23 protein-coding genes are annotated in these 20595 nt (G+C 53.1%); 20 read left to right on the top strand and 3 right to left on the bottom strand.

Annotated features, from left to right (window positions below):
* Positions 1–5: 5 nt before the first annotated feature.
* From rpsE to rplQ, 9 genes are all read left to right on the top strand, one after another.
* Complete coding sequence (rpsE, locus tag AB8615_RS09395; protein WP_409432340.1) at positions 6–575, top strand: 30S ribosomal protein S5; 570 nt, start codon at positions 6–8, stop codon at positions 573–575.
* A gap of 14 nt (positions 576–589) precedes the next feature.
* Positions 590–781: a 50S ribosomal protein L30 gene (gene rpmD, locus AB8615_RS09390; RefSeq protein ID WP_409432339.1), complete on the top strand. Its 192-nt coding sequence runs from the start codon at positions 590–592 to the stop codon at positions 779–781.
* Between the two features lie 59 nt (positions 782–840).
* Positions 841–1794, top strand: coding sequence for a 50S ribosomal protein L15 (gene rplO / locus AB8615_RS09385; RefSeq protein ID WP_409432338.1), 954 nt, complete (start codon positions 841–843; stop codon positions 1792–1794).
* A gap of 68 nt (positions 1795–1862) precedes the next feature.
* A complete protein-coding gene (secY, locus tag AB8615_RS09380) occupies positions 1863–3221 on the top strand; it encodes a preprotein translocase subunit SecY (protein WP_409432337.1) in 1359 nt (452 codons plus the stop codon).
* A 15-nt stretch (positions 3222–3236) separates the two neighbouring features.
* Positions 3237–3857, top strand: a complete 621-nt coding sequence (locus AB8615_RS09375) for an adenylate kinase (RefSeq protein WP_409434093.1) — start codon at positions 3237–3239, stop codon at positions 3855–3857.
* A gap of 145 nt (positions 3858–4002) precedes the next feature.
* Entirely contained in the window at positions 4003–4371 is a 369-nt protein-coding gene (gene rpsM / locus AB8615_RS09370; RefSeq protein WP_409432336.1) for a 30S ribosomal protein S13, read from the top strand.
* Positions 4372–4382: 11 nt separating this feature from the next.
* Positions 4383–4772, top strand: coding sequence for a 30S ribosomal protein S11 (gene rpsK, locus AB8615_RS09365; RefSeq protein WP_409432335.1), 390 nt, complete (start codon positions 4383–4385; stop codon positions 4770–4772).
* Positions 4773–4877: 105 nt separating this feature from the next.
* The gene (locus tag AB8615_RS09360; protein WP_409432334.1) at positions 4878–5894 is read left to right on the top strand and encodes a DNA-directed RNA polymerase subunit alpha; all 1017 of its coding nucleotides are present in this window, start codon (positions 4878–4880) and stop codon (positions 5892–5894) included.
* Between the two features lie 59 nt (positions 5895–5953).
* Positions 5954–6370 (top strand): 50S ribosomal protein L17, encoded by a 417-nt coding sequence (gene rplQ, locus AB8615_RS09355; RefSeq protein ID WP_409432333.1) that lies wholly within the window; start codon positions 5954–5956, stop codon positions 6368–6370.
* An 84-nt stretch (positions 6371–6454) separates the two neighbouring features.
* On the opposite strand, the gene AB8615_RS09350 is transcribed toward rplQ, so the two are convergent.
* The 3 genes from AB8615_RS09350 to AB8615_RS09340 are packed head-to-tail and all read right to left on the bottom strand — an operon-like array spanning position 6455 to position 7886.
* Positions 6455–6844 carry a hypothetical protein gene (locus tag AB8615_RS09350; RefSeq protein ID WP_409432332.1) on the bottom strand — a complete coding sequence of 130 codons (390 nt, stop codon included), beginning with the start codon at positions 6842–6844 and terminating at the stop codon, positions 6455–6457.
* A 3-nt stretch (positions 6845–6847) separates the two neighbouring features.
* A complete protein-coding gene (locus AB8615_RS09345) occupies positions 6848–7204 on the bottom strand; it encodes a hypothetical protein (protein WP_409432331.1) in 357 nt (118 codons plus the stop codon).
* 22 nt (positions 7205–7226) lie between these two features.
* The gene (locus tag AB8615_RS09340) at positions 7227–7886 is read right to left on the bottom strand and encodes a hypothetical protein (RefSeq protein ID WP_409432330.1); all 660 of its coding nucleotides are present in this window, start codon (positions 7884–7886) and stop codon (positions 7227–7229) included.
* A 53-nt stretch (positions 7887–7939) separates the two neighbouring features.
* On the opposite strand from AB8615_RS09340, the gene AB8615_RS09335 reads away from it, so the two are divergent.
* The 11 genes from AB8615_RS09335 to AB8615_RS09285 all read left to right on the top strand — a co-directional run bounded on the left by AB8615_RS09335 (position 7940) and on the right by AB8615_RS09285 (position 20535).
* Positions 7940–8215: a metal-sensitive transcriptional regulator gene (locus AB8615_RS09335; RefSeq protein WP_409432329.1), complete on the top strand. Its 276-nt coding sequence runs from the start codon at positions 7940–7942 to the stop codon at positions 8213–8215.
* 114 nt (positions 8216–8329) lie between these two features.
* Complete coding sequence (locus tag AB8615_RS09330) at positions 8330–8788, top strand: (2Fe-2S)-binding protein (protein WP_409432328.1); 459 nt, start codon at positions 8330–8332, stop codon at positions 8786–8788.
* Between the two features lie 9 nt (positions 8789–8797).
* Entirely contained in the window at positions 8798–11083 is a 2286-nt protein-coding gene (locus AB8615_RS09325; protein ID WP_409432327.1) for a xanthine dehydrogenase family protein molybdopterin-binding subunit, read from the top strand.
* A 29-nt stretch (positions 11084–11112) separates the two neighbouring features.
* On the top strand, positions 11113–12195 hold the full coding sequence (locus AB8615_RS09320; protein WP_409432326.1) for a M23 family metallopeptidase: 1083 nt from the start codon (positions 11113–11115) through the stop codon (positions 12193–12195).
* A gap of 288 nt (positions 12196–12483) precedes the next feature.
* Complete coding sequence (locus AB8615_RS09315; RefSeq protein WP_418152292.1) at positions 12484–12843, top strand: hypothetical protein; 360 nt, start codon at positions 12484–12486, stop codon at positions 12841–12843.
* 100 nt (positions 12844–12943) lie between these two features.
* Positions 12944–14374 carry a Do family serine endopeptidase gene (locus tag AB8615_RS09310; protein ID WP_409432324.1) on the top strand — a complete coding sequence of 477 codons (1431 nt, stop codon included), beginning with the start codon at positions 12944–12946 and terminating at the stop codon, positions 14372–14374.
* Positions 14375–14488: 114 nt separating this feature from the next.
* Positions 14489–16558, top strand: coding sequence for a YegP family protein (locus AB8615_RS09305; RefSeq protein ID WP_409432323.1), 2070 nt, complete (start codon positions 14489–14491; stop codon positions 16556–16558).
* Positions 16559–16646: 88 nt separating this feature from the next.
* Positions 16647–17033: a fluoride efflux transporter CrcB gene (gene crcB / locus AB8615_RS09300; protein ID WP_409432322.1), complete on the top strand. Its 387-nt coding sequence runs from the start codon at positions 16647–16649 to the stop codon at positions 17031–17033.
* Entirely contained in the window at positions 17030–18019 is a 990-nt protein-coding gene (locus AB8615_RS09295; RefSeq protein ID WP_409432321.1) for an RluA family pseudouridine synthase, read from the top strand. The genes crcB and AB8615_RS09295 overlap by 4 nt, the downstream gene beginning before the upstream one ends.
* Positions 18019–18714: an ATP12 family chaperone protein gene (locus AB8615_RS09290; RefSeq protein ID WP_409432320.1), complete on the top strand. Its 696-nt coding sequence runs from the start codon at positions 18019–18021 to the stop codon at positions 18712–18714. The genes AB8615_RS09295 and AB8615_RS09290 overlap by 1 nt, the downstream gene beginning before the upstream one ends.
* A complete protein-coding gene (locus AB8615_RS09285; RefSeq protein WP_409432319.1) occupies positions 18715–20535 on the top strand; it encodes a monovalent cation:proton antiporter-2 (CPA2) family protein in 1821 nt (606 codons plus the stop codon). It begins immediately after the preceding gene.
* Positions 20536–20595: the final 60 nt, after the last annotated feature.

Genomic DNA, 20595 nt, shown 5'->3' with positions numbered 1-20595 from the left:
AGATTATGGCAGGTAGAGAAGATAACCGTCGCGGCAAACGCGAAGAAGTAGACAACGAGTTCATTGATCGTCTGGTTCACATTAACCGTGTGGCAAAGACTGTGAAGGGTGGCCGTAACATGTCATTCGCCGCACTTGTCATCGTGGGTGATGAAAAAGGCCGTGTTGGATTTGGCAAGGGTAAAGCCCGCGAAGTGCCAGAAGCGATCCGCAAGGCAACTGAAGAAGCGAAAAAGACAATGATCCGCGTACCACTGCGTGAAGGTCGGACGCTCCATCATGATGTTCAAGGACGTCACGGCGCAGGCAAGATCGTCATGCGCTCAGCCCCTCCTGGGACTGGTGTGATTGCTGGTGGTCCAATGCGGGCCGTTCTGGAATGTCTCGGCGTTCAAGATGTTGTCGGCAAATCTATTGGCACATCCAATCCATACAACATGGTGCGGGCCACTTTTGATGCGTTGAAGCGCATGGAAAGCCCTCGGACGATTGCTAATAAGCGCGGCATGAAAGTCGCAGATATCGTTGATCGTCGCAAAGATGGTGCCTCTGCACCTGATGCAATCGAAGCGTAAGTAGAGATTTAATCATGGCGAAAAAAGCAACAGTTACCGTCCGTCAGACAGGATCATCGACTCGTCGTAAACCTGATCAGCGCGCGACGCTTGTCGGTCTTGGCCTGGGCCGTATCGGCAAACAAAAAACACTCGAAGACACCCCTTCGGTTCGTGGCATGATCAATAAGGTCTCCCACATGATCGAAGTCGTCGAAGACAAATAAAGAACGAAGCGTAGTCCCGCAGCCCTATTGGCGCGGGAAACCGCCTTTGGAGAAGAAAAATGCGTTTAAACGAACTCAGTGATAATGCCGGCGCAACGAAGAACCGTAAGCGCGTAGGCCGTGGTATTGGCTCAGGCAAAGGCAAAACAGCCGGCCGTGGTGTCAAAGGTCAGAAGTCACGCTCAGGTGTGGCGATCAAAGGCTTTGAAGGCGGTCAAATGCCAATTCACATGCGTCTGCCAAAGCGTGGCTTTAACAAGCCCAACCGCAAAAACTGGACAGAGCTGTCTATCGCAACAGTGAACCGTGCGATTGAGTCTGGTAAGTTGGATTCTAAAACAAATTATGATGCGGCTGCGCTTGTCGAAGCTGGCGTTATTCGCCGCGCCAAAGACGGCGTGCGTCTGATCGGTGGCGGCAAACTATCTAAAGCTGTAAAGCTGACGGTTTCTGGCGCAACACCCGGCGCGATCAAGCTTGTCGAAGATGCCAAAGGCTCTGTGACAGTGCTGGACGAGACGGTTGAATATCGCGGCAAAGGCGAGAAGCAAGATCGTTCGAATAAAGTAAGCAAGGCTGACAAGAAATCTGCTGCGCCTAAAGCAGAAAAGCCCAAAGCCGAGAAGCCGAAAGCTGAGAAAAAAGCAGCGGCGCCTAAGAAGGCTGCAGCTAAGAAAGCTCCAGCCAAAGCGGCTGACGGCGAGTCTGATTATCTTGCGCCGACGCAGGAATATGACGCCAAGGCCGATAATGAGACTGTCACGAAGATTGAAAAATATCTCGGTGCGTCCCTTAAGAACCGTGACGCGAAATATGTGTCATGTTCTGACGAGACAGAACTTGAAACAATCGTCAAAGGCTTCATGAAGAAAAAGTTGGGCGTGGACGACAAAGACGCGGCGATGGAGAAAGTCAAAGCGGTTTGCGAAACAATGAAGCCGACACGCATGAAAAACCGCGTAACCTTCTACTATTTGCTCGCGAAAAACGAAGGTAAATTGGGCGAGTTTTAAGCCCCGCCCTTTTAAACTGACGATTGACCCCCATATGGGGGTTTATCACATCAGGGACACAGACAATTATGGCCTCAGCGTCAGAACAGCTCGCATCGAACATGAACCTTGGCGTCTTCGCGAAGGCGAAAGAGTTGCAGCAACGTCTGCTTTTCACGCTTTTTATTCTGGTTATCTACCGCATCGGGACATTTGTGCCGATCCCAGGCATGGATATGCAGGCGTTCCAATCTGCGTTTGACGCAGGGGGCGGCGGTCTACTGACACGCCTGAACATGTTTGCGGGCGGCGCCGTGGAACGTATGGCGATTTTTGCATTGAACGTGATGCCTTACATTTCCGCCTCAATTATTATGACTTTGATGAAGGGCTCGCTGCCTGCACTCAAGGAATTGGATAAAGATGGTGAGCAAGGCCGTAAGCAAATCAACCAATATACGCGTTATTTGACAGTCTTTTTGGCGGCTTTCCAAGCATTCGGTATCGCCCGCGCCCTGCAAGCGACGCCTGGTGCCGTGATTGACCCGGGTCTGTTCTTCCAAGCATCGACTGTGATCACGCTCGTCGGCGGCACCATGTTCTTGATGTGGTTAGGTGAGCAAGTCACGGCCCGCGGTGTGGGTAACGGCGTGTCCTTGATTATTTTCGCAGGTATTGTGGCAGAACTGCCCAAGGCGATTTTCCAGACATTTGGATTGAACCAGCAAGGGTCAATTTCAGAATTGCTCTTGGCGTTCGTGATTGTCTTGTTTGTGGGTCTGTCTATGTTGATCGTTTTTGTCGAGCGCGCGCAGCGCCGTCTACTTGTTCAGTATCCTAAGCGTCAGATGGCAGGCGGGAAGACATTTGGCGGCGAAAGCTCCTTCATGCCACTCAAGTTGAACACAGCTGGCGTGATCCCACCGATTTTTGCTAGCTCGCTCTTGCTACTGCCCGCGACGATTGCACCGATCGTGGCCACAGGTGACGGCGCAGTGGCGCAGGCAACACGAAATATGCTGGCCTATATCGGCTACGGCTCCCCGCTCTACTTGACGCTATATGGCTTACTAATCATCTTCTTCTGCTACTTCTATGTGCCTTATGTGTTTAAGCCTGACGATGTCGCGGATAACCTGCGCAAGAATGGCGGCTTTATGCCAGGTATTCGCCCGGGCGAGCGCACAGCGGAATACTTGTCCTACGTTTTGTCACGCCTGACATTCATTGGCGCCGTCTATGTGGCTTTCGTCTGTGTGTTGCCAGAATATATAATCTCTCAAAACAAGGCTATCCCGCCCTCTGTTGCCATGTTGATCGGCGGTATGAGCCTCTTGATTATCGTGTCTGTGACCCTTGATACAGTCGCCCAGATTCAATCGCACCTGATCGCCCATCAATATGAGGGCTTGATCAAAAAGTCGCGCATGCGTCGGCGTAAGAAATAGGGGCAGGGCATGGGCTTGAATTTGATACTTTTTGGGCCGCCAGCGGCGGGTAAAGGCACGCAGGCGAAACGCCTCGTCGCAGAACGTGGTCTTATTCAGCTCTCAACAGGTGACATGCTCCGCGCGGCTCGTAAATCTGGCACAGAGCTGGGATTGAAAGTTGCGGGCATTATGGACCGTGGTGACTTGGTTTCAGACGATATCGTGATCGCACTGATTGAAGAGCAGCTTGACATGAATAAGGGCGCAGCAGGTTTTATCTTTGACGGCTTCCCACGCACCGTGCCTCAGGCTGAAGCGCTAGACACGGCTCTCGCAGCCCGCGATATGCATGTCGATAGCGTGATCCGCCTAAAGGTGGACGACGAAGCTCTGGTGGCGCGTATTGTGAAGCGCTTTCAGGACGAAGGCCGCAAGGATGACAATCCCGAGAGCTTCAAAATTCGCCTCGGCAATTATAATAAGCAAACTGCGCCGCTCCTGCCTTTTTACTCTGCGCAGGGCAAATTGGCAGAAGTTGACGGCATGGCTGACATTGAAACTGTCGCCGCGTCTATCGCCCACGTTTTGGATCGCCAAGGCGGTCAAAATCAGGCTGGTAAGAAAAGTTTTTGGGCTCGCCTGTTCGGCGGGTGAATAATGACGTCAACAGCGCTTGACGGCGCCATTGACTAGGACTAAGTAACCCGCTTTCGCGGAGACAGAGTCGTGTAACCGTTCCCTTTCGTATGGAACGCTCACGAATTGTCGGTGAAACTGGTATTTTTTGAGGAGGCCGCACGTGGCTCGTATTGCTGGGGTAAACATCCCGACTAATAAACGCGTAACTATTGCGTTGCGTTACATTCACGGCATTGGTGCAGCAAAAGCTGCGTCTATATGCGAAAAAGTGGGCATTGCGCCTGAGCGTCGCGTGCAAGACCTGACGGACCAAGAGATCCTGCAAGTCCGCGAGACCATCGATGCTGAGCATCAGGTTGAAGGCGATCTGCGCCGCGAACACTCACAAAACATCAAGCGTCTGATGGACATGGGTAATTATCGTGGTCTGCGTCACCGTCGTGGCCTGCCAGTGCGCGGTCAGCGTACACATACAAATGCGCGCACGCGCAAAGGCCCGGCGAAAGCAATCGCTGGCAAGAAGAAGTAGGGTAGACCGCAATGGCAAAAGAACCAGGACGTATTCGCCGCGCCGACCGGAAGAACATCACTTCCGGCGTCGCTCACGTGAACTCCACATTTAACAACACAATGATCACGATCACAGATGCCCAAGGCAACACTGTGGCATGGTCATCAGCTGGCACAATGGGCTTTAAAGGCTCACGTAAATCAACGCCATATGCAGCGCAAATGGCAGCTGAAGATGCGGCTAAAAAAGCGGCTGAGCATGGTATGAACACATTAGAAGTTAATGTGAACGGCCCAGGGTCAGGTCGCGAAAGCGCTGTCCGCGCTTTGCAGGCAGCTGGTTATACGATCACGACGATCCGTGACGTCACGCCAATCCCACATAATGGATGCCGCCCGCCGAAACGCCGCCGCGTATAATCGCCCGAAATTATTTGGGCACATTCCCTTAATCGGGACTAGAATTTTATCGGCGTGACCTCTTTGTGAGATCGCGCCAATCGCTTACCTAAGAAGGTGAACACTGTGATTGAAAAAAACTGGCAAGAACTTATCCGTCCGATCAATCCTGAGATTGAACCCGGTCGTGACCCTATCCGCAAAGCGGTTATCATTGCAGAGCCGCTAGAGCGTGGCTTTGGCATGACGCTTGGTAACTCGCTCCGTCGCGTGCTGCTATCCTCTCTGCAAGGTGCTGCTGTGTCAGCTGTGCAGATCGATGGTATCGTGCATGAGTTTACATCTATTCCAAATGTCCGCGAAGACGTGACGAACATCGTGCTAAACCTCAAAGGTTTGGCTGTTCGCCTCCACGCAGACGGTCCGAAAAAGCTACTTCTGCGCAAGCAAGGTGCTGGTCCTGTCACAGGGGCTGACATTGAAGAAACAGCTGACGTTGAAATCCTGAACAAGGATCATGTTATCTGCACAGCCGATGAAGGCGCCGATATCCGCATGGAACTGACTGTTACATCAGGTAAAGGTTATGTGCCTGCGGCTGACAGCCGTCCAGAAGATGCGCCGATTGGCCTGATCTCGATTGATGCGCTTTATTCGCCTGTCAAACGCGTGGCTTACCGCGTCGAAGATACACGCGAAGGCCAAGTGCTAGATTATGACAAATTGATGATCGATATTGAAACCAATGGTGCGGTCACGCCAGAAGATGCCATTGCTGTTGCAGCGCGCATCCTCCAAGATCAATTCCAAGTCTTCGTGAACTTCGATGATCCAGAAGATTCTGTCCGCGGCGAAGAGAAGCCAGAACTCGACTTTAACCCAGCGCTTCTGCGCAAGGTTGACGAGCTTGAGCTATCTGTGCGGTCTGCGAACTGCCTGAAAAACGACAATATCGTTTACATTGGCGACCTGATTCAAAAATCAGAGGCAGAAATGCTTCGCACGCCGAACTTTGGTCGCAAATCATTGAATGAGATCAAAGAAGTGCTGGCCGCTATGGGTCTTCACCTCGGTATGGACGCGCCAAACTGGCCGCCAGAAAATATCGAAGATCTTGCAAAAAAGTATGACGACCACGTCTAAGGTATAAACCGACCGCGTTGTATAACGACCGAGGTCAAACAAAATAAGAGGATTAAGCCATGCGTCACAAAATGGCCCATCGTAAACTGAACCGGACGGCATCGCACCGCAAAGCTATGTTCGCCAATATGGCGTCATCGCTGATCGAGCATGAGCAAATCGTCACAACTCTGCCAAAAGCCAAAGAGCTACGTCCTTTCGTGGAGAAGCTTGTGACTTTGGCGAAAAAGGGTGACTTGAACTCTCGCCGCATCGCGATCGCGCGCACACGCAATAAAGAACAGTCAAAGAAGCTCTTTGACATCCTCGGCCCACGCTATGCGGATCGCCCAGGGGGTTATATCCGTGTTATGAAGGCTGGCTTCCGCTACGGCGACAATGCGCCAATGGCTGTCATCGAATTCGTTGACCGCGACGAAGCTGCTAAAGGTGCGGTTGATCGTGCGCGTATGGAAGCGGAAGCTGTCGACGCATAGTCACTGCCGATTTCTGAATCAAGAAAAGCCTGCCCCGAAAGAGGCGGGCTTTTTTGTGTCTAGATATTTTGTGGATTGATGTCGTTAAGCGAGCAATTTCGGCAGGACGAAAGCCGAAAAAGCGCCCAGCGCCCAAACGCCAAAGCCTATATAGAGAACCCAGCCGCCGAAAGTCCGCAAGCGCGCGCAAGCCTTCGCCTGTGCGGGATCGGCAGGGCAGGGCATGTTGCGTGTCATATAGCGCACGCCCCAGGCCAGACACAGCAGCACAAATGAGCCACCAAAGACTAGCGGCTTGCGCTCCGACAACCAGATGAGCTGCGGTACGTTAGACGTCAGCGACGATAGCGCCGCCCCCATGCCCAGCGTGATCATCACAGCGGGAAGCGTGCAGCAGATCAGAGTCGATAGGCTCGTGACGAGCGCAACTGTGGGGGCCGCAGTCTCTCGAAATGCGAGTTTTGTTTTGCTCATGATTTAGGACTTCGTCGGCACAAATTCAGATCCATCTTTGCGCGTGATCTTTGTTGTATTATAGCCCGCTTTGCTGACGAGTTTCACGATTTCGTCGTTTGTGATGTCCGTGCCTTCGACGAGTGCGATAGACATTGTTTTTGTATCAAGGTCCACATATGTGCCGCGCACTTCGTCTCGTTTCTTGAACGTCTTGTTCAATGCGATGGAGCAAAAATCACATACGAGCCCGCTGAGCCCGACGGAAATGTCTGCGATTTCAACAACGGCTGGGCCTTCCATTTTCTTATCTTTGGCAAAGCTCGCAGTAGGGGCAAGTGACAACATTGTTGCGATAGCCAGTGTCGATAGTAACTTCATGTCTAACTCCTTTAAGGGGTATCTAAAATCTGTGAATATAATTTAGCAGGGGTTCGCCCTGATCGTCCACGCCGACTTCCAGTAAGGACGGGCCTTTGAAAAATCGCAGGAGTGCTGAGGCCCCGACTTTGTCGTCATTTTCGGGACGGTGATGACCTTCGACCATAAACCATGTGTGAAGGGCGCCCGTATTGGCGACATAGGGAGCAATACCGAGGCGTCCGTGATAGGCACTATAATCTCCAAAACGGCCATTGTCCCAATACTCTGCTGCGCCAGAGATAAAATAACGTCGCGTTTCCCAATCACCCGACAGGCCGAGAAATAACGCTTCGTCAGAGTCCCGTTTTAGACGCAGCTCTGCGTTATCAACATCGTCATAGACTTGCCCAACGCCAATACGGCCATAAATATTGGCTTGGCTATCGATCTTATTCCAGCGCTTCATCAGGCGGTTGATCTGCGCGCCTACAAAGGTGAAGTCCCCCTCTCGATCATACCGCAGACGCAGTCCAACACTGTGCTGAGTATCGACGGTGTAATGCGCATGCAGGCTATTCTGGTCGGTGTCATTGCGGATCATAAGCGTCCAAGCGTCAGGATAGGACACGGGACGCGCCTGAACCGTCATGGGCAGTATGGCCGTGATTGCAGTTGTGATTATGATTGCATATTTTCGCATACCCCCCTATGGTATATTTCAATCTTGTCTTCAACTCACAAAATGGTCATCTAATGTCGGATCGTAAAATTCGCCGCACCAGCAGCCTCAAACGCCTCTCTCGCATTGAGGGGCAAGTTAGGGGCTTGCAAAAAATGATCGAGGAAGATCGCTATTGCGTCGATATTTTAGTGCAGGTGAAAGCTGCAACAGCTGCGCTCAAGCGCGTGGAAGGCGAGCTTCTAAAAGATCATGTAGATCACTGTTTGGCCGCCGCGATTGCCAGTAATGATCTGGCGGATCGTGAGAGCAAAGTCGCGGAATTGGTTGATTTATTGTCTAAACGCTAGCTAGCTTTGCTGTCATGCAATTCTGGCGCGGCGGAGTGCATCGCCTAACGTCTGGTTATTTCGGGCAAATTACGTTATGCAAAGAGCATATTCGCATCGGAAGAGGACGCCGAGATGACCAAGCTGACCCTGAACGGGAAACCCACGACTTTGAACATGGATCCCGAAACGCCTCTTTTATGGGCCATCCGAGAAGAAGCAGGGCTGAACGGCACAAAATTCGGATGCGGCGCTGCGCTCTGCGGGGCTTGCACTGTTCATGTGAATGGCGAAGCCGTGCGCTCTTGTTCGACCTTCCTCGCGGACGTAGACGGGGCTAACGTCACAACGATTGAGGGGATTGCTAGTGCGGACGGCACACTACACGCTGTGCAAGAAGCATGGATTGCTCACCAAGTGCCGCAATGCGGCTACTGCCAGTCAGGGCAAATCATGTCGGCTGTGGCCTTGCTCAAAGAAACTCCGAACCCATCGGATGCAGAGATCGAGACATTCATGGCAGGGAATATCTGTCGTTGCGGCATGTACACGCGGATCAAAGCCGCGATCAAAACAGCGGCAAAGAAAGCGTAGGGACAGATCATGGCAAAACTGACACGCGCTGACAAAAAAGCAGAGAAGAAAAATCGTCGCCAAAACGAGAGTGGCGCGCGCAAATGGACGCGTCGCGGCTTTATTGGTGCTGGCACAGTTGCGGGCCTCGCAGCGGGTGGCGCGCTCTTTGTGGGTGTTGCCATTCGACCAGGGGACCGCACAGGCGAGCTGGCGAAATTCGCGACAGAAGGCGCGGAGCAGTTGATCACGACTTGGGTCAAAATTGCGCCAGACAACACGATCACAGCCATCATTCCCCACGGCGAAATGGGCCAAGGCGTGCATACCGCGCTGTCCGCCATGCTGGCCGAAGAAATGGAAGCAGACTGGGACGCGCTTGAAATTATGGAAGCGCCCGCCGTGAAAGAATACGCCAATATGCCTCTGGTGCGGGAGTTTGCGAACAATGAAATGATGGGCGGGAAAATGCCCAAAGGCCTTGTCTTTGACACGCTGAACGGGGCGTTCCTGAAAATGGCGCAAAGCATGGATATGCAGATCACGGGGGGCTCGACCTCTGTGCGCTTTACTGGCACAGGCGCGATGCTGACGGCTGGGGCTGCCGCGAAAGAATTGCTCCTCGCAGCCGCAGCGAAGCAGTGGGATGTCCCGCTCTCCGAATTGCGCGCGGAGAAAAGCTATATTTATCACAGCTCTGGAAAATCTGGCCCCTTCGCAGAATTTGCGGTGACCGCAGCGGACATGAAGCCGAACTTACATCCAAAGCTCAAAAACCGCGCCGAGTATAAGCTCATGGGCACATCGCTACCACGGGTCGATATTCCCGCCAAAGTCGACGGCACAGCCCAGTTCGGTATTGATGCGCAAGTCGAGGGTATGAAATATGCCACATTGGCCGCAGCCCCCGTTCATGGCCAGACTGTCAAGTCGATAGACGCTAGTGCAGCTAAGGGCATGCCCGGTGTTCACGGCGTCTATAATATGGACAACTTCGTCGCGGTCGTCGCGGATGGTTACTGGCAGGCGAAAATGGCGCTGCAAGCTGTCGACATTGCGTGGATGAAGAGTGAGAATGACGTTGCCAGCGAAGAGACGATCTTTGCGCAATACGCCAAGGCGCTAGACACAGGCGAGACGCAGAAACTGCACAAACAAGGCAATGTGGCGAAAGCTGCCAAAACAGCTGTCAGCACGCATGAAGTTGAATATCGCGTGCCGTTTCTCGCTCATGCTTGCATGGAGCCCATGAACGCAACCGCTTGGGTGCGGGAGGGTAAAGCCGATGTTTGGGCCGGAACGCAGAACCCCCTCGGTACACGCGGCGCAACAGCGGCTCTGCTAGGTATTCCGTTGGAAGACGTCACAGTTCACACAGCCTTTATGGGCGGTGGGTTTGGCCGTCGTGCTATGCCCGATTATACGAATATGGCCGTCAGGTTGTCGCAAAAAGCCAAAGTGCCAGTGAAAGTGATTTGGTCCCGCGAAGAAAGCACACAACAGGATCATTACCGTCCCTCTGTGCTGGCCCGCCTCAAAGCCACGCTTGATGCTGACGGCATGCCGACAAGCTGGGAAAGCGTGTTTGTGCATAAGCTCGACCCACCCACGGCTAGTCATATTCCTTACGATATACCCCATCAGTCAATGCACTATGTCGAGAGCCCAGTTCATGTGCGCCTCGGCCCGTGGCGTTCCGTCGATCACACGCAGCACGGTTTCTTCACCGAAAGCTTTGTTGATGAGTTGGCAGAAAAAGCGGGCATGGACGGCTATGAATATCGTCGCAAGTTGCTGGCGAAACAGCCGCGTCATTTGAAAGTGCTAGATGCAGCCGCGAAACTTGCAGGCTGGGGGAAAGCTCTGCCAACGGGTCAAGCGCAGGGTATTTCGCTCGTCGAGAGCTTTATGACGATTGTAGCAGAGGTTGTGACGGTTGATATGAGCCGCGGTGCGCCGCGCATTGTTCATGTTACTTGCGCCGCGGATGCCGGCATGGCGGTTAACCCTGACGGGTTTATCGCACAGATGGAAAGCGGCATTATCTACGGCCTGAGCGCCGCGATGAACGGCGAGATCAGCATTGCTGACGGTGCGATTGAGCAGAGCAATTTCCACGATTACCCCGTGACACGCATGGACGAAGCGCCGAAAATTGACGTGGTCATTATCAAGAGTGATGCCCCGCTGGGCGGCGCTGGGGAGCCCGGCACACCGCCAATAGCCCCCGCCATTACGAACGCGATCTACAAAGCGACGGGCAAACGCATCCGACAGCTGCCAGTGTCAAAAGTGGATTTTGGTGCAGAAAGTTAGACTGAGCAATGGCGGTTCAAGAGGGTAAGATGCCTGGGTGGCAAATTGCTATGCGCGTAATTATCGCCTTGATCTGCGCGCTGGCTTTCATATTGACCGCGCTGGCCTTTCGGGTTGGAGCCTATTTTAATATTATTATGATCTTGATTATGGTGGGATGCGTCGTCGTCCCACTGGCACGGCTGCCTTACCTTATCAAAAATGAGATTTTTTGGCGCTTCTGGAAGGCCCCTCTTGCCAAAGAAAACTTACGCTATTGGCGGCAGATTGTATTACGCATCGCGTTTTGGGGACTCTGCGCGATGACCGTTTGTACGGGTGTTATCGCGGCGCAATTTAGTGAAGCCGAGCGGCAGACTATCTACGCCATCATAGGCGGTGGGGCGGCATTTTTGGCGTTAATCAGCCTTATTCCCAAACGTGTTGGGGCCAAGCCGATGTCAATATTTACCGCCATATCTATTCCTATTATGGTCTTTATCTTAGGTGATAGCCTTTTCCCACAACTTACAGGTAAGGGCGCAGTGGCGGTGAATTCTCCCTTTGCTCAGCCGAGCTATATGTTTCATGCGGGTCACAATACGATGGTCAATTATCATGTCGCACATAGCTCTCAAGAGCATGCGTTAGATATTGTTTTAACGCATCCCAACGGGCAAAGCCGTGATGGTGACCCGGATGAGTTGACAAGTTATGCCTGTTTTGGTGCACCGCTGATTGCGCCTGTCGCGGGCCAGGTTGAGCGCGTTGTCAGCGATCAAATTGATCAGCCGATTGGCGGATCGGATCCTAAAAATCCAGCTGGCAATCATATTGTGATTAAGATGGACGACAAGCACTACGCTTTGCTCGCACATATGAAAAAAGGTAGCGCCGCGGTGAAAGAGGGCGACCGTGTCGCGCGAGGGGACGCGCTGGGACAATGCGGAAATTCTGGTAATACTAGCGAGCCGCATTTACATTTTCAGGTGCAGCGTTACTCAGATTTGTTCGCTGATGGCGCCTACACCTATCCCGTGAAATTTAACGCAACATCACGGATTAGGCGCGGAAAACAGACATCAAAAGATGGACTTTTTTATCGGCGCAATGACGTAATGATCCCAAATTAAGACAGTTTCGTGTCTGGCGTGTCTGAGCAAAGTTTTCAAAACATATTGTAGGGCGAGGATTTCGCGTTGTAAGAGAAAAAGTGAGCTTTGCATGCGAGATAATGGAATTTAACTGCACGTTTGGGCTGTATCGGCCTTATTTTTGCTTTAATAAGTTTCATCATCGGATTGATCGATTGGGAGTGAAATCTATGTCTCGTTTTTTAAAATTAACAGCCCTGTCCACTGCTGCCATGCTGACTATGGCGGCTCCCTGCACAGGCACAATTTGGCGATGTTAGCCCTGTCTTGCTGATTGAATCAGGACCATCGGATAATCCTGAATATCGCCGTATGGTGTTTGTGAAATACCTGTCGGGTAATTTGGTCAGTGTTAATTATAAAGCCTATAACCGCACAGAGTTCAAACAGACGCCCAATACGACCCCTTCAGATGTTATCGCCGCGTGTGCCAATGGTGCTGCAACGCCTTTGCGCGAAATCAAAGCCTTTGAGCGGGCAGAAGCGAAGCGTAAACGGGCAGGTCAAGCGCCTGAAATCGTGCGGTTTTGTATCAAAAACGTGCAGAATTGGGAAGGCGGCGGACGGGATCGCTACCTCAATCCGATCTTTGATGGCATGCCCTATGCGGCGTCGCTGAATAATTAAGCATCATCTGTGCGCGGCTATTGCCGTATTTCCATGACAAATGCCTCATAATCTGAGCCTGCCCCTTTTCCCGAGCGGCAGGCTTGCCTATTTAGGGCTTATGAAAAAATCGATTTTGTCATTGCTGGGGTCTGTTTTGGTTTTGGGCGGAGCGGCGAGTCCTGCCAATGCGCAATTCCTTGACTCCGTAGCGGGCGTGGACCGCGTTGTCCCGACTAGCCAAGCTCAAGTGCAGTTGTCGTATTCTCCCGTTGTGAAAACGACGGCACCCGCTGTCGTCAATGTTTTCACCTCCCGCACGGTGCGCACACGCAGTCGGTCGTCCTTTTTTGATGAAATGTTCGGTATGCGTCGCGCTCCGCAAGAACGGATGGAAAGCTCGCTCGGTTCTGGCGTTATCGTGCGTGGAAACGGGATTATCGTAACCAATGCTCACGTGGTCAAAGGGGCAGAAGAGCTGAAAATCGTCTTGAATGATCGCCGTGAATTTCCAGCTGAGATCATTGCGAAAGATGAAGAGACTGATCTTGCGGTTTTGCGAATAGATACCGATGGCGAGACACTTCCCAGCCTACGCATTGGTAGTGATGGTCCGCTAGAGATCGGTGATATTGTGCTGGCGATTGGTAATCCCTTCGGTGTCGGACAAACGGTGACGAGCGGTATCGTATCCGCCTTAGGCCGTACAAATGTAACGGATGTGTCGAGTTTCATTCAGACAGATGCTGCCGTGAATCCCGGTAATTCGGGCGGCGCTCTGGTGAATTTGTCGGGTGAATTAATCGGTGTGAATACAGCGATCTTCTCGCGCTCTGGCGGATCAAACGGTATTGGCTTCGCAATCCCGTCAGAGTTGGTAGAGCGTGCGGTCGATAGCGCCTTGTCAGAGGGTCGCATTGTGCGTCCTTGGATCGGCGCGCGCACGAACGGCGTTGATGCGACAATGGCGGCTGCTCTCGGTCTGGACCGTGCGAAAGGGGCTGTGATCAACGAAATTCTGCGCGGCGGTCCGGCTGACAAAGCGGGGTTAGAGAAGGGTGATGTTATTCTCTCTATTGGCGGCACAGCTATTAATGATGACAGCGGATTGCGGTTCAAACTTGCAACACTAAAGACAGGCGAGATAACGCGGGTGAGCTATTTCCGCGACGGGCAGCAGCGCATTGGCTCGGTCAAAGTCGATACGCCACAAGAAAGCCCCAAGCGTGATGAGCGCAAGCTAGACGGGCGTCATCCGCTGAACGGTGCGGTTGTCGTTAATATGAGCCCTGCATTGGGCGAAGAATTAGGCTTTGACCCCTACCTGACAGGCGTGATGGTTTTGAAGGTCGAACGCGGCTCTGCGGCGAATTATAACCGCGTGCGTCCCGGTGATTTTGTGACGGAAATCAACGGTTCTCTCGTGACGTCTGCCCGTCAACTGCAAGCTTTGATGGACACATCTGGTGATGGCGAAAATTGGGATATTGAGATTGATCGCAATGGTCGCTTGGGTATGTTGCCCGTGCGCTATTTGCCGTCGGAGAGGTAGCTTAGCCTCAATCGCGCGCGCCACTAAGTTTTACGCGCTTAACGCGAAGCTATTTACTTATCGTTAGCATCCGTCCTATGTAACGTCTGGGAAATTTGACCTCGGAGGACGCGCATGGCTCGCAAAATTGACGACTATAAACCGCTATCATTTTATAAAAAGAACACGAAGGCCAAGAAATTCGGCTTTTCAAAATTTGAAGAAGGCGGGGAACATTTTTTCTGTCGCTACATGGATGGCGACATTGCCTTGATCAGTCAATCTTACGCCGCAGAAAGCGGTCGCGATAACGGCATTGAGTCGGTCAAGAAAAACGAGAAAATCAAAGCGAATGTTAAAGTCGAAGAACGCGATGGCGGCAAATGGGGTCTGTCGATCATTGCAGGCAATAAGCAAGAAGTTGCTGTCAGCCCGACACTCTCTTCTAAGGCCAAAGCCGAACATCTGGCGGGTCGCCTTTTAGGCACGATTAAAGCCAAGTCAAAAGCTGCAGCTAAACCCAAAAAAGCTGCCGCCGCAGCTGCGCCGCGCAAAGCCAATGTTGAGCAAAACTACAAACCCCTCGCATTTTACACGCGCCAAACAAAAGGCCGCGATCATGGAATCGAAACTTTCAAAGGCGAAGACGGCCAGTATTATTTTGCGTATTTCGAAGACGGTAAAATCGCGCTGATTTCTGAGGGTTATCCGACCGAAGCCGCCCGCGATGTTGGCGTGGCTTCAGTCGAGAAAAATATTACGATTGAGGACCGCTATAATTACCGGGGTCCGCTGAAGAAAAGCAAAAAGTATGACTTCGGTCTGCGGGCGGGCAATAATAAAGAAATTGCACGTTCTGTCTGGTACGGCTCTGCCGCTGCGGCTGCGACAGGGGCCGCTTATCTTATGGGCAAGCGTAAACGTGCCGCCAATGTGGCCCCAGTCGCTGCGGCCGCTGCCGTGGCCGCGACAGCTGCCATGGCTGCCAAACCCAAAGATAAAGCCGATGATTATTTGCCATGCGAAGCCTATGAAGGCCACACAGTCAATGATCGCGTCAACAATGTTGCTATGTTTAAACATGAAAATGGGCAACATTACTTCGCGCTATATGACGATAATGGCGATGTCCGCTTGCGCAGTGAGGGTTTCCCAACAGGCGATGCCCGCGATCAGGAATTGTCGGGTGTGCTGCGTTTGAAAGATAATCCAGATTATTACAAGCGCATCCACCACGGCGATAAATATATCGATGTCTTATACGACGAAACGGGCCGCGAAGTCGGTCGGTCTTGCCTTTGTGCGCCGAAAGCCGCTGCTGCGCCTGTGCCTGTTGTGGCCGCTGCTGCAGCGCCTGTCGCGGCTGCTGCTGTGACACCGCCCGCCGTGGCAGCGTCGACTGGCCCTGGCATTTGGGGCTGGTTGAAATGGTTGCTTCTGGCGCTCGCCGCGCTGCTGGCACTGTTCTTCTTACTCAAAGCCTGTCAACCAGCCGCTGTGCCACCCCCGCCTGCGGTTATCGCGTGTTGGGATGGGTCAGAGGCTGAAAACCAAGCGGCGTGTCCAACGAAAGTCACGTGCTGGGATAATAGTTTTGCGACCTCAACAGCGGCTTGCCCTGTCGAGCCGCCCAAGGTCGAGACATTCACATGTTGGGATGGCAGCACGGTCAATGATCTGGCGACTTGCCCCGTTGAACCCGCGCCGATGGTCACATGTTGGGACGGCAGCCAAGCAGCAACGAGCGCTAATTGCCCCGTTGAACCTGCTCCTGTGCGTGCGCAACCAACGTCGGGCTTGACGACAACTTTGTTCAGCACAACGGCAGTTGCGCCTGTCGTCGTAACGCGTCTGGGCACGAATCCAGAGTTTGGTGACAGCCATTCGCTCACGCCAACAGGTTTTTGCGATAAGCTTGCCAATCGCTATGCGGCCTCTCGCTATGACGCGAATTACCTCGACTATGTCGCGCGTGAATTAGGCTATAGCGGATTTAACGATGTGCCGTCATCCGCCTGCACCAATGCGACGATCGCCAATGGCACCGTCGGTATTTTGGGGTACGGCGAACAGCACGGTCTGCAATATTCCAAGCTCGACGTCACAGATGGGCGCGATTTGGAAGCCTTCAAAATCGAGGGCGTGAATGGCCGCACGATTTATTACATGAAGACGTGCGGGAATTATTTCTACCCAACGCAGTAAAATCCTGCTGATATTCAAAGATAAGAACGGGGTCTTCGGGCCCCGTTTTTGATTGGCGCGACGGGGCAGACCCTATAAGGACTGCGCCATGAGTTCTATTTTATATGTCGCTTTGGGCGGGGCCATTGGTGCCAGCGCCCGCCACATCCTTAGTCAAGCGAGTTTGCGGGTCTTCGGGCCAGGCTTTCCCTATGGCACAATGGCTGCCAACATTATCGGTAGCTTGCTGATGGGGTTACTCATTGGATTTTTGGCGGCAAAAGTTAGCAACGCTGGTAATGCGATGCGCCTGTTTTTGGGCGTCGGTATTTTGGGCGGCTTCACCACTTTCAGCGCATTTTCATTAGACGCATTTCTCCTGCTAGAGAAAAAAGCCTACGGCCCGTTCATCGCCTATGTTGGCGGGTCAGTCATTATTAGCTTGGCAGCGCTGGGCCTTGGTCTTTGGGTATCACGCGGGATATTTGCAACATGAGTGGCGTTCAACAGATGACTGTTATTGAGACCGACGCAGGCTCGCGCCTTGATCGGTGGTTTAAGCGCCAGTTTCCCCACATCGCACATGGTCGCGTTGAGAAGCTTTTGCGCACGGGGCAGCTGCGCGTGGACGGAAAACGCGCCAAAGGTAATCTACGGCTAGAGCCCGGGCAGGTCGTGCGAATTCCGCCGCTGCCGGAGCCTACAGACGAAAAGACTGCGCCTGTCGTGAATGATACGGATGCGCGGCTGATCCGCGAAATGGTGATCTATGAGGACGATGAAGTTATCGCGCTGAATAAGCCTGCGGGACTGGCCGTGCAGGGCGGGACGAATACCACACGCCATATTGACGGCATGCTCCCGGCTTTGGGCGAAGGCTGCCGCCTCGTGCATCGACTGGACCGCGACACATCAGGCGTCTTGCTGGTCGCCAAAAATGCTCATTCTGCCAAGACAATCGGGCGGGCCTTTCAAGCGCGCAATGCCGAGAAAATCTATTGGGGCATCACGAACGGTGTCCCCAAACCTAACTCTGGCGAGATCAAAGGCTATATGGCGAAAGGCGTATTAGATAATCGCTTTGGCAATAAGCATGCGGGCAAAGAAGTGATGGAAGCGGTTCGCCACGGCGCGGACGGGGCCAAGCATGCGCGGACGCTCTATCATACTTTGTCGCAAGCGGGGCAACGCGCGGCTTGGGTCGCGATGATGCCGCTGACGGGCCGCACACATCAATTACGTCTTCATATGCAACTGCTCGGCGCCCCCCTCGCGGGCGACCCAAAATATATGACAGACCGTGAAATGCCAGGCGGGTTGGAGCAACGCCTACACCTGCATGCGCGCTCTATTTCTATTCCGCGTGAGGGGCGAGAGATGCTGACTGTCACGGCGCATTTGCCAAAGCATATGAATGCAGCCTTTGAATTGCTGGCGTTTAATCGCAACGAGTCAGACGTGGATTGGGACGAGCTTCGGTAATGGCGAAGCGGTTTTACAAAGACGTCACAGTCGAAGCGGGCGAGAGTGGCTACGTCGTATTGCTTGACGGACGCCAGCTAAAAACACCCGGCAAAAAGTCGCTGAATTTGCCCACCCAAGGCTTGGCGCAATTAATTGCAGCGGAGTGGGACGCGCAAGTGGATGAGATCAATCCCGCCATCATGCCCATCACGCGCCTTGCCAATGTGGCGCTGGAACGCACACCTGACCATCGGGACGACATTGTGCTGGAAGCTCGCAATTATGCAGGCACAGACTTACTCTGCTACCGGGCGCCTGATCCGGCAGATTTAACGCAGCGCCAAATCACGCAATGGGGTCCGTGGTTGGAATGGGCGAAGGCGCGCGGGGTAGACCTCACCGCTGTCACGGGTATTGTGGCGGTCGAGCAAGCCGAAGGCAGCCTTGATGCTGTCGCTGACTACGCGCGCAATTTATCAGATATTGATTTGACATTATTCGTGCATTTTACAGCCGTCTTTGGGTCGGCCATTTTAGGCATGGCCGTGATGGAGGGCGCATTGTCTGCTGAGGACGCATTTGAATTATCTCGCCTTGATGAAGCCTATCAAATCGAAGCGTGGGGCGTGGACGACGAAGCCAAAATTCGGACGGACAATATTCGCGCGGAACTCCTGGCGCTGGCCGAGATATTAAACGTAAGAGAGACCTAGATGGACGGATCATTATTATTTTCAGTCTTTGTCTTTTTGGCTGCGGCGTGCGTATTGGTCCCGCTGTCAAAACTGTCAGGGCTGGGGTCTGTGATCGGCTACCTGATTGCAGGCGTCCTGATCGGCCCACATGTTTTAGGGCTGATTACTGAACCAGAGACCATTCTGCATTTTTCTGAATTTGGCGTAGTGATGATGCTGTTCTTGATCGGACTAGAACTTCGCCCGCAAGCGCTCTGGCAGATGCGCGGGAAGCTTTTAGGGCTGGGCGGGCTACAGGTCGGCCTGACGACAGCGGCCTTTACAGGCATTGGTGTTGCGCTAGGCCTTAGCTTGCCCGAAGCGATCACGGTCGCCATGGCGCTGGCTTTGTCGTCGACAGCAATCGCGCTGCAGATGATGCAAGACCGCGGTGATATGGTCACGCCAACAGGCAAATCTGGCTTTGCGGTCCTATTGTTCCAAGACATTATTGTGATCGCGATGATCGCCGTGCTGCCTATCCTTGGGGTGATGGCGGGGTTTGAGCCTGTCTCAAGTTACGACAGCCACGGCGCGGAGAGCCACGGCCCGACAGGCGTATTTCGCCTATTGGCAATTTTTGGTGTGCTGATCGGGATGGTAGTCGCGGGGCGGCTTTTGTTGCGTCCGATCTTTCGTTTAATCGCGCGAAGTCGCGTGCGCGAGACGTTTACAGCGATTGCGTTACTCCTCGTGATCGGGTCTGCGCTTTTGATGGGCTGGCTAGGATTATCGGCGGCACTGGGTGCGTTCATCGCGGGCGTGGTTCTGGCAGATAGCGAATATCGGCATCAGTTGGAACGCGACATTGAACCGTTCAAAGCGCTGCTGCTGGGACTGTTTTTTATCTCCGTCGGCATGTCGCTCGATTTCATCACCTTGGCGCAGACCCCTGATTTAATTTTTGGGCTTGTCGTCGGGTTATTGCTAATCAAGTTTTTAATTCTATTTTCCATCGGAACTGTGTTCAAATTACGCGGGGGTGATCGGTTTTTATTCGCGGTCTTGCTGTGCCAAGCAGGCGAATTTGGGTTCGTTCTCTTTCAGTTTGCGCTGACAGAAGGCGCTGTGCGGCCTGAAATAGCGAGCCGCTTGAATGCCGTGATTGCGCTGACGATGGCGCTAACGCCGCTCCTTGTCTTAGCCTATGATAAGTTGATCGCCCCGAGATTTGATCGAGAGGCACGCACGGGGGAGGCACCAGAAGACCAACATGATCCCGTGCTTATTCTGGGCTATGGCCGTGTCGGACAGATCGCTGGGCGGCTCTTGCAGACCCAAGAGATCGGCACGACGATCATCGATAATAATGGCGACCACATCGAATTTCTCAAACAATTCGGGCACAAAGTCTATTACGGCGATGCCTCAGATATGGATATTTTACGCCTTGCGGGGGCCAAGACTGCGAAGGTGATTATCGTGGCAATGGACGACACCCAAGCCGTCACACGCACTGTGCGGGAGGTCCGCGAACACTATCCGCAGGCCAAGATCATCGCCCGTGCCTTTGGCCGTCCCCACCTCTTTGAACTTCTCGCGGAAGACGCAGATTTTGTCGAACGCGAGACGATCCGTGGCGGTCTTGCCATAGGTCGAAAAGCGCTAGAATTTATGGGCGAGAGCGAGGCGCGGGCGGCAAGATTGGCCGATGATTTCCTCGCTTTTGATTTTAAACTTGCGCGCGAAACCTATGAGATGCGCGAAGATATGGGCGCTTTGGCCGAACATGCCGCCACAGCGCGGGAGTTGCTAAAAGAGACGCTCAACGCCGATAAATCCAATGCCTCCAAGAGCTAAGAGTGCATCTTTTGCGGCAAAATGCCTGCGCCCGAAATTGAGCCTTTCAAGTGATCGCTC

Origin of the sequence: Litorimonas sp. RW-G-Af-16 (genome assembly GCF_048319245.1) — a bacterium.
GTDB lineage: Bacteria > Pseudomonadota > Alphaproteobacteria > Caulobacterales > Maricaulaceae > Litorimonas.
This window is presented reverse-complemented; position numbering and strand designations above follow the sequence as displayed.

Coding starts and splice junctions, on each gene's coding strand:
- rpsE (WP_409432340.1), top strand. CDS start 6: ATGGCAGGTAGAGAAGATAACCGTCGCGGCAAACGCGAAGAAGTAGAC.
- rpmD (WP_409432339.1), top strand. CDS start 590: ATGGCGAAAAAAGCAACAGTTACCGTCCGTCAGACAGGATCATCGACT.
- rplO (WP_409432338.1), top strand. CDS start 841: ATGCGTTTAAACGAACTCAGTGATAATGCCGGCGCAACGAAGAACCGT.
- secY (WP_409432337.1), top strand. CDS start 1,863: ATGGCCTCAGCGTCAGAACAGCTCGCATCGAACATGAACCTTGGCGTC.
- rpsK (WP_409432335.1), top strand. CDS start 4,383: ATGGCAAAAGAACCAGGACGTATTCGCCGCGCCGACCGGAAGAACATC.
- rplQ (WP_409432333.1), top strand. CDS start 5,954: ATGCGTCACAAAATGGCCCATCGTAAACTGAACCGGACGGCATCGCAC.
- AB8615_RS09350 (WP_409432332.1), bottom strand. CDS start 6,844: ATGAGCAAAACAAAACTCGCATTTCGAGAGACTGCGGCCCCCACAGTT.
- AB8615_RS09345 (WP_409432331.1), bottom strand. CDS start 7,204: ATGAAGTTACTATCGACACTGGCTATCGCAACAATGTTGTCACTTGCC.
- AB8615_RS09340 (WP_409432330.1), bottom strand. CDS start 7,886: ATGCGAAAATATGCAATCATAATCACAACTGCAATCACGGCCATACTG.
- AB8615_RS09335 (WP_409432329.1), top strand. CDS start 7,940: ATGTCGGATCGTAAAATTCGCCGCACCAGCAGCCTCAAACGCCTCTCT.
- AB8615_RS09330 (WP_409432328.1), top strand. CDS start 8,330: ATGACCAAGCTGACCCTGAACGGGAAACCCACGACTTTGAACATGGAT.
- AB8615_RS09325 (WP_409432327.1), top strand. CDS start 8,798: ATGGCAAAACTGACACGCGCTGACAAAAAAGCAGAGAAGAAAAATCGT.
- AB8615_RS09320 (WP_409432326.1), top strand. CDS start 11,113: ATGCCTGGGTGGCAAATTGCTATGCGCGTAATTATCGCCTTGATCTGC.
- AB8615_RS09310 (WP_409432324.1), top strand. CDS start 12,944: ATGAAAAAATCGATTTTGTCATTGCTGGGGTCTGTTTTGGTTTTGGGC.
- AB8615_RS09305 (WP_409432323.1), top strand. CDS start 14,489: ATGGCTCGCAAAATTGACGACTATAAACCGCTATCATTTTATAAAAAG.
- crcB (WP_409432322.1), top strand. CDS start 16,647: ATGAGTTCTATTTTATATGTCGCTTTGGGCGGGGCCATTGGTGCCAGC.
- AB8615_RS09295 (WP_409432321.1), top strand. CDS start 17,030: ATGAGTGGCGTTCAACAGATGACTGTTATTGAGACCGACGCAGGCTCG.
- AB8615_RS09290 (WP_409432320.1), top strand. CDS start 18,019: ATGGCGAAGCGGTTTTACAAAGACGTCACAGTCGAAGCGGGCGAGAGT.
- AB8615_RS09285 (WP_409432319.1), top strand. CDS start 18,715: ATGGACGGATCATTATTATTTTCAGTCTTTGTCTTTTTGGCTGCGGCG.